Origin of the sequence: Algibacter lectus (assembly GCF_900112395.1) — a bacterium.
GTDB lineage: Bacteria > Bacteroidota > Bacteroidia > Flavobacteriales > Flavobacteriaceae > Algibacter > Algibacter lectus.
On record NZ_FOLN01000011.1, the window covers coordinates 97,789 to 110,344 of the forward strand.

The 12,556-nt window shown below is 34.0% G+C and carries 6 protein-coding genes; 3 read left to right on the forward strand and 3 right to left on the reverse strand.

The features are described 5' to 3' along the window. Nucleotides 1-175: 175 nt before the first annotated feature. Nucleotides 176-1,891, reverse strand: coding sequence for a RagB/SusD family nutrient uptake outer membrane protein (locus BM246_RS16640; RefSeq protein WP_175489811.1), 1,716 nt, complete (start codon nt 1,889-1,891; stop codon nt 176-178). Nucleotides 1,892-1,943: 52 nt separating this feature from the next. Next, on the reverse strand, nt 1,944-5,138 hold the full coding sequence (locus tag BM246_RS16645; RefSeq protein WP_074939445.1) for a SusC/RagA family TonB-linked outer membrane protein: 3,195 nt from the start codon (nt 5,136-5,138) through the stop codon (nt 1,944-1,946). Between the two features lie 605 nt (nt 5,139-5,743). On the opposite strand from BM246_RS16645, the gene BM246_RS16650 reads away from it, so the two are divergent. The 3 genes from BM246_RS16650 (at nt 5,744) to nagB (ending at nt 11,809) form a co-directional block, all read left to right on the forward strand. Beyond that, a complete protein-coding gene (locus BM246_RS16650) occupies nt 5,744-8,098 on the forward strand; it encodes a beta-N-acetylhexosaminidase (protein WP_074939529.1) in 2,355 nt (784 codons plus the stop codon). Between the two features lie 27 nt (nt 8,099-8,125). Then, entirely contained in the window at nt 8,126-9,766 is a 1,641-nt protein-coding gene (locus BM246_RS16655) for a beta-N-acetylhexosaminidase (protein ID WP_074939447.1), read from the forward strand. A 129-nt stretch (nt 9,767-9,895) separates the two neighbouring features. Continuing rightward, nucleotides 9,896-11,809, forward strand: coding sequence for a glucosamine-6-phosphate deaminase (gene nagB, locus BM246_RS16660; RefSeq protein ID WP_074939449.1), 1,914 nt, complete (start codon nt 9,896-9,898; stop codon nt 11,807-11,809). Between the two features lie 34 nt (nt 11,810-11,843). Here nagB and BM246_RS16665 read toward each other — a convergent pair whose 3' ends face one another. Continuing rightward, nucleotides 11,844-12,554 (reverse strand): LytR/AlgR family response regulator transcription factor, encoded by a 711-nt coding sequence (locus tag BM246_RS16665; RefSeq protein WP_074939451.1) that lies wholly within the window; start codon nt 12,552-12,554, stop codon nt 11,844-11,846. Between the last annotated feature and the right edge of the window lie 2 nt (nt 12,555-12,556).

Below are 12,556 nucleotides of genomic sequence, written 5' to 3' on the forward strand. Positions count from 1 at the left end.
CTTAATATTGGTTTGAGAAACCTGCAAAATGATTTTTTGTTAAAAAATAAGTTCTAATTAATCTATACCCTCTCCCTTTAACACACTTAAATTTAATGGAATAAAAAAAGTTATCAAAAAAGTAATATAAACATATATATTACTTTTTTGATAACTTTTACTAATTTAACTATTTTTAATAGTTAGGGTTTTGAGTTAAATTAGTATTCGCATCTAAGAATGGTAAAAATATTGGTAATAAGTAATATTTATCATCCCATACTCTTTCAAAACTGTCATTATTACTAGCTCTATATTTTTCACCTACTAAGTCTCCTGGTTCTGCTTCACTTACAGGGATACCAAATACAGGCTTTATAACTTGGTCGGCTAATTTATATCTCCAGATATCAAACCATCTTTGTGGGCCTTCACCTGCAAATTCATAACGTCTTTCTAAAAGGATTGCATCTATCATTTGATTACCTGTTGTTCCTCTAGTAACAGTTGGTAAACCTATATCTGCGTATTTTGGCATACCAACGCGATCTCTAACTTCATCTAAGTACGGTAATGCTTCAGCATCTCTACCTTGACCAGCTAAAGCTTCAGCATACATTAATAGAACTTCAGAATACCGAATTATTTTTAAATCGGTTTCAGCATCTTCCATATCAACCGCTGTGTAATCTAAATATTTTCTAAAAAGATAACCTGTTGGACTGTTTACGGTTTCTATATTATCTCTCGAAGGATCAATATTTGGGTGTGGTTGAAATTCATATTCATCATCTAGACCACTTGTTGCAGGCACTATATCTCCAGATAAAACAGCTGAAGCTCCAAGTCTTGGATCTCTATTTATCCAAGGATTAGTGGGATCATAACTAGGATCATCTTTAGGAAATAATCCATTTATAGTTTGTACTTCTTCTATAAAATCAGAACTATAACCAGCTCGTCTTTGTCCAGTACCGCTATTTGCATAAGAGCCTCTAAGTGCAATTTGTCTTGATAGTTTGTTGTCTTCTCTATCCGTTCCTGTTTCTAGTGCACAATGTCTAGCAAGAATAGTTTCTGGAGAAACCAAATCACTCTCAACAGTGAATTGGGCTTTAAAACCCTCTATACCTGGAACTAAAGCGTAAACACCAATATCATTAATTATTTCATCACAAGCAGTTTCAGCACCAGCATACATTGCGTTAACGTCACTAACCCAGCCAATAGCATTTAAATACGTTCTTGCCTTTAAAGCCAGCGCAGCTCCTTTTGTAATACGACCTAAGTTTTCAGCATTATATGAGTTTGGTAATAAATCGTCAATTTCATCTAACTCAGTAATTACAAAATCAAAAATTTCTTGTCTAGGGGTTCTAGTTGGTTGTTCTGTTGGCGCAATGGTATTTGTTAAAAGAGGGACATCTCCATAAGCAAATAGCATAGATTCGTATATCCAAGCTCTTAAAAACCGTGCTTCGGCACCAAATCTAGCCCTGTTAGCTTCTGTTGTAAAACTTGCTCCTGGAAGTGCTTCTAAGAAAAAGTTAATATCAGCGATATCTTGATACCTATAAAAGGACCTTAAAGCTCTCGTATTTTCGCTCCATACAAAGTCCGATCCGTTAAAACCTGCACCATTAATATTTCTGTGGGTTGCATCATCTGTCCAAAAATAAGGCAATAAATAAGCCTGATCACTGTCTATAGCAAATACATTGTCTTCAAGGTTTGCTGTTGGAAGAGAAAAGTATAAAAAATCTAGAGCAAAAGTTAAATCTTCTTCTGTTTGATAAAGATTCGTGAGTTCATACTGATCAAGATCTTCCACTTCTAAGAAATCATTACAAGACACTAACGTGCTAAGTAATGTAACCAAAAGTATAATCTTATATGTTTTTATATATTTCATATTAAACTTTTTAATTAATTGTATGGATTTATGTTGTGTATTATTCATAATATTAGAATTTAATATTTAGACCAACTGCAGTTGTAAAAGGTAATGGATATTGCACTGCACTTACACCAAGTTCTGGATCCCAACCACTATCGTATAGCGGACTGTTTGTCCAAATAACACCTAAGTTTTCAGCAGATACGTATAAGTTCATACTTTTTATGAATGAAATTTTACTAAGTATATCTTGGCCAAAATCATAATTAAGAGTAATGTTTTGTAATTTGATATATTCTGCATCTATTATAAGGTGGTCTACTCCAAGGTTCCAATCTTGTAATGGACCAGTTGTAGTAAGTGCAGGATATAATGCATTTGTGTTAGTTGATGACCATACATCTGTTTGGTAAGAAAAAGGTACGGCATCTCCTAAAAATGGTTGTGATGCATTAGTCGTGTTTAAGTACTGGTTATTATCTAGTGCACCATAAAAACGAGCAGATAAAGATAAGTTTTTGTATGAAAAACCTAGATTAAAACCGAAGTTGAAATTGGTGTCACTGTTACTGTCAATTATAATACGGTCATCACCATTAATGATGCCATCACTAGCATCCATAGTTCCATCACCATCGGTATCTACGGTTAATTGATCGACAAATTTGAAATCTCCAACATCAGAACCTCCTACACCACTTTGATCTATAAGTGTTGCCCCATCACTAGACACATTGGCTGCAACTTCATTGGCATCATCAAAGAAACCATCAGTAACATAACCTAAACGATTATTAGCACTTAATCCAACTTGAAAATCAGGATCTGTAGAATCTTCTTGAATACGAGTGATTTTGTTGTCATAACTAGAAATATTTCCAGAAACTCTATAACCAAAATCTCCAATTTTATTTTTATGAGTTAAGTTTAATTCCCAACCCCAACTTTGTAAGTCGTAAGGGTTACCTTGGGCATCACCAAAGCCATATTCATATGCTGTTCCTTCTATATTTGAAAGAATGTCTTTACGCTTATTATCGAAGTAATCTAATTCGAATTGAAATTTACCTCCAAATAATGAAGCATCAACTCCTATGTTGGTAATTGTAGATGTTTCCCAAACTAAATCTGGGTTTACAAAAGTAGCTACGTTAAGTGACGAACCTATTGTCCCTCCTATAGGATAACCTCCTGCAGAAAAATTAACTAATTGTTGTGTAACAGCTCCTAAACCACCATCATCTCCGGCTTGTCCAATAGAAGCTCTAAATTTTAATAAACTTATAAAGTTAGCATTGCTTAAAAAATTTTCTTTCGAAGCAACCCACCCAACAGCTACTGAAGGGAAGTAGGCCCATTGATTACTTTCTAAAAAATAAGAAGAACCATCAGCTCTAAAGGCAGCTTCAATTAAATATTTATCATCAAAACTATAATTTAATCTTCCAATATAAGATAATGTAGTTTCATTTCCATTTCTAGTTTCTGCATTACCTGTACTATTTCCTACATCAGCATCTGCAATATCTCCTAGGGACAATGAAAGGATATTATCAAAAAAGAAACCTGTTCTTGCGGCTTGAAATGCCTCATCTTCACCCGTTTCCGTTTGAATGGCAGCAAAGGCTTTTGCTGCATGCTTACCTTTTTCGAAATCGTAAGTTGCAGAAGTTAAAGATCTAATGGTTTTACCAGTAAAAGAGGTTAAAGAAAGTCTTCTGTCTTGTGTTAGTCCATTTATATACGTTCTGTTTGCTGAATCTGGATTTGTATATGAATCTGGATCCGACGCATCAAATGTAACAATGTCATATATATTATCCCAATCTCTTCTTAATGAGTTTGTTTTAATTATTGAAACACGTTCCTCAATGGTTAAGCCTTTTACAGGTTTAAGTTGTGCAAATAATTGTAAGTTAACACGATCTAAATCTGTCGTATCAAAAGAACCCGAACCAGCATCTGCTACGTGATTACTATTGGCACTCGAACCATTACCTACCCATAAACCATCTTCACTCTGCACTGGAAAAAATGGTAAACCTCTAACATTACTACCTGTAACAGTAATAACACTTGTATCAGTCCTATTACTAATTAAAGCATTAACTCCCACTGTTAACCAATCGGTAACATCTGTATCTATTTTTAAACGTAGATTTAATCTTTCAAATTTATCATCACCTAAAGATAGACCGTCTTGTGTTAAATAACTAGCAGACATTAAGTACCCTGTGTTTTTTGACCCTCCTGTAAGTGTTAAATTGTGAGATTGTTGTAATGCCGTGTTTTCATAAAGTTCATCTGCCCAATTTGTATCTGGATAAAACCCACTTCTTGCAAGGTCTAATGCTGTATCATCCCATTTACCAGGTTCTACTGTATTCTGAAACTCCATATACTCTAATGAGTTTAATGTTGAAGGTAAATCTGGTTTAGATTGTATCGATGAGCTAAAGTTATAACTTACAGCTACTTTTTCGTCTCTATTAGTTCTTTTAGTTGTTACAAGTAGAACACCGTTAGCTCCACGAGCACCATAAACAGCAACAGCAGATGCGTCTTTTAATACAGATACACTTTCTATACTTTGTGGATCAATATCTGATAGAGAGCCTTCAAACCCATCTATTATAATTAGTAAAGTACCATCGTTAAGAGTACTTGTTCCTCTAATTGAAATATTTGGTACAGCACCAGGAGAACCATTATTATTGCTTAGTACCAAGCCAGGAACAGCTCCTATTAAAGCAGAGTACCCACTAGTTACCGGTCTTTGATCTATTTTTAGCTCTTCAGCAGTAACTTGAGCAATAGAACTAACAACTTTGCTTGATTTTTGAGAACCAAAACCAACAATTACAACTTCATCTAGTTGAGATATATCTTCTTCTAGTATAACTGTAATATCTGTTTGGTTACCTATAGGGATTTCCTTTGTAAGAAAACCAACAAATGAAAACACCAAAACGGCATTCTCGTTTGATGGACTAATAAAAAAGCCCCCATCAAAATCAGATTGAACTCCGTTTGTTGTACCTTTTTCAACAATATTAACACCCGGAATAGGTTGCCCGTTAACGTCTGTAATAAGTCCTTTTACTTGTTGTTGTAAATAGTTTGTAGTTTTTTTAGATTCTACACTCTTAATAGGTTCCAAACCGTAACTGGCAGAAACGCACGAAAAAACCAATACGCTCAAGAAAAAACTTAAGTGCTCTTTTTTTCGATAGAAAGAGAAATTTTTTAATTTAATTTTCATAGAAATTCGAGTTAATTAACAATATTTTTTTTTAGATATTCTTAATTTTATTTTCAGGCAAAAATATTAATCAACACTCAATATTGATTAAACAATATAGAATACTTTTAATATTAATACTTTTAAAATTTACATTAAGAATGTAATAAATTTATAAGTTCTTTAAAGTTAACAGGTAACTATTTCGACCAATGACCTCTAGCTCTCGACAAATAATCAAAACACAACCTAAAAGCCCATTATCACTAGGATAATCCCTAACACAAAACGTATTTTTTATCTTACAAAAAGCAGTATTTACCCCCAAATACGCACCTAAACACAGCATAAATTCTCGCTCTTAAAACCTACAAATACAACTTAGTACGCTATAATCTACATGATTACTGAATAATATTCCTTTAACCTTTTATAAAACCTTAAAGACGTAAGACGAAAACGACTTTTATCTATAACCCTAAGTTATTGGTCGAAATTTAAACTCATAAAACAGAAATAAGTATATTTTTATAACAAACTAATATGTGAAGATAAAATCAGTTTATTTTTTTACACCGCTAAAAAGTAAACGATTAACAACACTAACTTCTAACATCAACAAAAACATGAGTACCCCTTTTAGAAAGATAAAAAGCACATTAACCCCATACTTATTATGTTTCTTACTAGCACTTACATCATGCGATAAAAAAGAACTAAAAATAGGAGAAACTGCAATTATCCCGTTACCAGCAGAATTAATAGAAGGCGACGGACATTTTATCATTAACGATAAAACAACTGTGTCAGTTAATAACAAAGAACAACAAGCCATTGCAACCAATTTTTTAAAAAAATTTGAAACCGCATCCGGATGGATCCCAGAAATAAGTATAAATAATGAACAAGCAGATATTATTTTTTATACTGAAAAATCTCTCAACCCTGAAGCTTACGAATTAGTCGTAAATACAGGTGGCATACATATAAAATCGGCTTCAGGAGCCGGTTTTTTCTATGCTATGGAAACCATTGGACAATTACTGCCTACAACATTTTATTCCAAAGAAAAACAAACAAATACCATTTGGGGAATTCCCGCTGTTACCATTAAAGACGAACCGGCTTTTAAATGGCGTGGTTATATGCTCGATGTTTCTCGTCATTTTTTCACAAAAGAAGAAGTAAAAGATGCTATTGATTTTATGGCAGAAGTAAAATTAAATCGTTTTCACTGGCATTTATCAGACGATAATGGATGGCGCATAGAAATTAAAAAATATCCAAAATTAACAGAGATTGGCGCTTGGCGTGTAAACCAAAATGATAAAGATGAAAACACTTCTAATTGGTGGGGACGCCCAACACAGCAACCTGGCGAAAAAGCAACATACGGCGGTTTTTACACGCAAGACGATATTAAAGAAATTGTAGCTTACGCCAAAGCACGATATATAGAGATAATTCCAGAAATAGACATGCCTAGTCACTCTTTAGCAGCTATTGCATCTTACCCAGAAATTTCGTGTTCTACAGGCCCTTTTTACGTAGGTACAGGTGGTGTAGTTAGAAACAACACTTATTGTCCTGGCAAAGAAGTCACCTTTGAGTTTGTTGAAAATGTTTTAGGTGAAGTTATGGATTTATTTCCTTTTGATTACATGCATATTGGTGGCGATGAATGTAATAAAGAAGCATGGGAAGTCGATCTAGATTGCCAACTCCGCATGAAAGAAGAAAATCTTGCCGATACACACGAGCTACAAAGCTATTTTGTTAAACGTGTAGAAAAAATAGTAAATACCCACGGTAAAAATATGATTGGCTGGGACGAAATTCTAGAAGGTGGTTTAGCTCCAAACGCAACTGTTATGTCTTGGCGCGGAGAAAAAGGTGGCATTGCAGCAGCTAGACAAGGACACGATGTAATTATGACACCTTCACGATACTGCTATTTCGATTTAAAACAAGGTGACGACGACTTAGAACCGAATCTTGGTTACGCCTACTCTTTTTTAAAAGACACTTATAATTATAAAATAATTTCCGATAGCTTAACTACCGAACAAGGCAAACATGTTTTGGGTCTTCAAGGTAATTTATGGACAGAATCGCTTAGAAATTGGAGCCAAATAACCTACATGACATTTCCGCGTTTATACGCTGTAGCGGAAAATGGTTGGACCAGTCAAGCCGATAAAAACTGGGATGATTTTACAAACCGTTTACTTAACCAATTTAAACGTTTAGATCAAAAAGGCGAACGTTATGCAACAAGTGCTTATAATGCTAGAATATACCATACTGGACAAAAAAATGGTAGTATAGAAATTGCTCTTAAAACCGAAGTTAATGGCATGGATATTTACTACACATTAGATGGTACAGAACCTTCGCTAACTTCTATAAAATACAAGAATCCTTTCTATATTCAAAATACAACCACTTTAAAAGCAACCACTTTTTATAAAGAAGAACAAATAGGCAATATTTCAGAAAAAACCTTTCCTATACATAAAGCCGTTGGCGCCAAAGTTGTTTATAATACACCAAAAATTACCGGTGCAAAAGAAACAAACAAGCTCATAGATTTAAACTTCGGAAAATTAAACCGTGGCGATCGTAATTGGCAAAACATAAGAGGTAATTTAGATGTCGATTTAATCTTCGAAAAACTTACAGACATTCAATCTCTAGAAGTTACAAGTCTTAGGTTTACAAACTCTAGCGTTTATGTTCCCGAATACATTGAAATCTATGGCTCTAAAGACGGCAAAACCTTTACCAAACTAGGCGAAATTAAACAACTAGAAGCCAGCCATACTCAAGGCAGAAACAAAGTAAAATCTACTATAGAATTCGAAAAAACACAAGTAAAAGCCATAAAAGTTAAAGCTAAAAGCGTTAATCCAATACCAGAAGGGCATCGCAGAGCTGGTAACGCTTCGCTAATTCTAATCGACGAACTTATTGTTTTTTAAAAAATTAATACTAACAACACACTCATAATGAAAAACACTCTACTAATTGCGCTGTGCATCATTGTTTCAGCCTGTTCAAACAAATACGCAAAGGTCATCAATGCCGAAGCAGATTACCACATTATTCCAAAACCTACATCTTTAAAAATTTCCGAAGGCAGATTTTTGCTAGATAAAAACACTGTAATTACTGCAGAAACGGCATTAGAAAATGAAGGACAATACCTTTCTGAAATGCTAAGTACTGTTTCTGGTAAAAGCATTCCTTTTTCTAAAGAAACCCAAGGAAACATTCTATTAAAGCTAGATGAAACCATAGAAAACAATGAAGGTTATACCCTTTCTGTAAGCTACAATCAAATTACAATTACTGGTAAAACAAGCGCTGGTGTGTTTTATGGAATTCAAACCTTAAGTCAGTTAATTCCTTTACCTGCAACTGCTAGTAACACTCAAACAGAAGTTTCAATTCCTGCAACAAGTATTGTCGATAGTCCAAAATTTGTTTACCGAGGCATGCATTTAGATGTTGCTCGTCATTTTTTCCCAGTATCGTTCGTTAAAAAATACATAGACATATTGGCCATGCACAAAATGAACACTTTTCATTGGCACTTAACCGAAGATCAAGGATGGCGTATAGAAATAAAAAAATATCCAAAACTTACTTCTATTGGTAGCATTAGAAAAGAAACTATTGTTGGTCATGGCAACACATGGAATAAACCAGACGTGAAATACGATGGTAAACCTTACGGTGGTTTTTACACTCAAGAAGATATTAAGGAGGTTGTCGCTTACGCGGAAACAAGACACATTACCATAATTCCAGAAATAGAATTACCAGGACACTCTCTTGCTGCCATTACGGCTTACCCAGAACTTGGAAACACAGGCGAACAATATGAAGTTGGAAAAAGATGGGGCGTATTTCCAGAAATATATGCACCAAGCGAAGAAACCTTTAAATTCCTAGAAGATGTTTTAACAGAGGTTATTGCGCTTTTCCCTAGTAAATTAATACATATTGGAGGCGATGAAGCTCCAAAAAAACAATGGGAAGCCAGTAAATTAGCTCAAGATATTATTAAAAGAGAAGGCTTAAAAGACGAGCATGAATTACAGAGTTATTTTATTCGACGTATTGAAAAATTCTTAAACTCTAAAGGACGAAATATTATTGGTTGGGATGAAATTCTAGAAGGTGGTTTAGCACCAAACGCAACCGTAATGTCTTGGCGTGGTGAAAAAGGAGGTATTCAAGCTGCAAAAATGCATCATAATGTAGTGATGACGCCTACTCGTTTTTGTTATTTTGATTTCTACCAAACAAAAGATAGAACTAACGAACCTCTTGCTATTGGCGGAAACACTTCCGTAGAACAAGTTTATAGTTACAACCCGTTACCAAAAGAGTTAACCAAAGAAGAACAAAAATACATTTTAGGCGCACAAGCCAATGTATGGACCGAATACATCAAAACACCAGAACAGGTTGAATATATGGTTTTACCAAGGCTTACAGCGTTATCTGAAGTAGTATGGTCTAGCTATGAAACTAAAGATTGGAACGATTTTCAAACACGCCTTATTCATCTAACAAAAAGGTATGAAGCACTTGGTTTAAATTATGCAAAACACAGTTTAGAGATTAAAACCGAAAAATAAGCGCTTAGCAAATAAACACGTCACTCAACTGATTTTTTTGTCTATAACTAGAAGTTACTGGTCGAAATTTTAAGACATTAAAACAATAAAAAGATAGTTTTGGATAACTAAGGACAAATTACACGTAATATGCAAACAGAACCAATTAAATACAGAGAAGCCGGTAAATTTGAAGAAACACGTTTTGAGAAAATACATAATGTTATTTTCGAATCTTCGCAAGATGCTTCAATTATCGTTGCTCAAGAAATAGCTACTTTAATTAAAGAAAAAAGCGCAGCAAACAAACCTTGTGTTTTAGGTCTTGCAACTGGGTCTTCGCCTATAAAAGTTTACGAAGAACTTGTAAGAATGCACAAAGAAGAAGGTTTAAGTTTTGCTAACGTGGTATCTTTTAATTTGGATGAATATTATCCAATGGATAAAAACAACATCCAAAGTTACTATTACTTCATGCACGAGCATTTGTTTAATCATGTTGATATTCTTCCTGAAAATGTTAACGTTCCAAATGGTACAGTAAGCCCAGAAGATTTACATCAATATTGCATTGATTACGAAAACAAAATTACAGAACTTGGAGGTTTAGATTTCCAATTACTAGGTATAGGTAGAACAGGTCATGTTGGTTTTAACGAACCTGGATCGCACTTTAATTCTAGAACACGAAGCATTATTTTAGATCACATTACAAGAGCCGATGCGGCACCTTCATTCTTAGGTATCGATAATGTGCCTAGAAAAGCTATTACAATGGGTGTTGGTACCGTAAGAAGTGCTAAGCGTATTGTTTTATTAGGTTGGGGTTTAAATAAAGCTAGTATTTTAAAAGAAACTATTGAAGGTGAAATTACAGGGCAAGTTCCTGCAACATACTTACAAGAACATGATAATACTACATTTGTTCTAGATCAAGGTGCAGCGGCAGAACTTACTCGTGTTAAAACACCATGGTTAGTAGCGTCTTGTAAATGGACCGAAGAGTTAGAACTTAGAGCTGTTGTTTGGTTAAGCCAATTAACAGGTAAACCTTTCTTGAAATTAACCGACAAAGATTATAACGATAACGGCATGTCCGATTTGTTAGTTGAAGAAGGTTCTGCATACGATTTAAACATTAAAATGTTTAATAAAATGCAAAAAACCATTACTGGTTGGCCAGGTGGAAAACCTAATGCAGACGACTCTAATCGTCCAGAAAGAGCAACTCCAGAAAGAAAACGTGTTATTATTTTTAGTCCACATCCAGATGATGATGTTATCTCTATGGGCGGTACTTTCGATAGATTAGTACAGCAAGGACACGATGTGCATATTGCATACCAAACCTCTGGAAACATTGCTGTTTCTGATGAAGAAGCTTTAAAATTTGCTGAAATAGCAAAAACATTTAACGCAGATGCTAAAGAACCTCAAGCTATTATAGATTACCTAAACGATAAAACAGGTAATGAAATAGACTCTCTTGAAGTAAGAAAACTAAAAGCACTTATTAGAAGAAGTGAATCTCTTGGAGCTACACGCTACTTTGGATTAGACGATGACCACGTTCACTTTTTAGACCTTCCTTTTTACGAAACAGGAACTATAAAAAAGAATAATTTAGGTCAAGATGATATTGCCATTGTATGCGAATTAATAGACACTATTAAGCCTCACCAAATATATGCCGCCGGCGATTTAGCCGATCCACATGGTACTCACAAAGTTTGTTTAGACGCCATTTTTATAGCCTTAAAAGCTTTAAAAAGCAATAGCTATATGGACGATTGCTGGGTTTGGTTATACCGTGGTGCATGGCACGAATGGGAATCTTACGAGATTGAAATGGCTGTACCAATGAGTCCAGACCAAGTTTTAAGAAAAAGACATGCTATATTTTATCACCAATCGCAAAAGGATGGTGTTATGTTTCAAGGAGACGATAACAGAGAATTTTGGGTAAGAGTTGAAGATAGAAATAGACTAACAGCAAAAAAATACAACGATTTAGGCTTAGCTGATTATGCAGCTATTGAAGCCTTTAAACGTTATCATTTTTAGGATTTATTAATAGCAAATAAAACCAACCAAGGTCTTATATAGAGGAGTTCAATATTTTTTGTTTAACTTCTTCAACATAAGACCTTCCTATTACATACCTAAGCCCTTCTATTTCTACACTATTGCCTTCTACAGCATCAATTTTATCAATAGCTACGGTATAAGATCTATGAATTCTAATAAAATCATTAGAAGGTAATAAATTAGTAAAATCTGATAATGTACTGTGGATAATATATTTCCCCGTAAGGGTATTTATTTTTAAATAATCTTTTAAAGATTCTACGGTTAAGATTTCATCTAAAAAGATTTTTTTCATTTTCTTCTTATCAATTTTAACAAAGATATATGGTCTATCTTTAGAGGTATCTACTATTACTTTGTTATTCTCTAACCTCCTATTCACCTTATTTAAGGCCTTCATAAACCTCGGAAATTCTATAGGTTTAATAAGGTAATCTAGAACATCTAGTTCGTAGGTTTCTACAGCAAACTCATCATAAGCACTTGTAATAATTAAAAGTGGCGGATTCTCTAAACTCTTAATAAAGTTTAAACCATCGAGTACAGGCATGTTAATATCCAAAAATATAACATCTACCGTGTTACTCTTTAAAAAATTTAAACCATCAATAGCATTACTAAATGTATTAATAAGTTCAAAATCTTCTATTTGCTCCAAATAGTTTTTAATGACATTTATAGCAAGAGGTTCGTCGTCTATTATTAAGCATTTTACCTTCATGA

Excerpts from the sequence above, each read along its gene's own strand:
- BM246_RS16640 (WP_175489811.1), bottom strand. The coding sequence starts at position 1,891 with ATGAAATATATAAAAACATATAAGATTATACTTTTGGTTACATTACTT.
- BM246_RS16645 (WP_074939445.1), bottom strand. The coding sequence starts at position 5,138 with ATGAAAATTAAATTAAAAAATTTCTCTTTCTATCGAAAAAAAGAGCAC.
- BM246_RS16650 (WP_074939529.1), top strand. The coding sequence starts at position 5,744 with ATGAGTACCCCTTTTAGAAAGATAAAAAGCACATTAACCCCATACTTA.
- BM246_RS16655 (WP_074939447.1), top strand. The coding sequence starts at position 8,126 with ATGAAAAACACTCTACTAATTGCGCTGTGCATCATTGTTTCAGCCTGT.
- nagB (WP_074939449.1), top strand. The coding sequence starts at position 9,896 with ATGCAAACAGAACCAATTAAATACAGAGAAGCCGGTAAATTTGAAGAA.
- BM246_RS16665 (WP_074939451.1), bottom strand. The coding sequence starts at position 12,554 with ATGAAGGTAAAATGCTTAATAATAGACGACGAACCTCTTGCTATAAAT.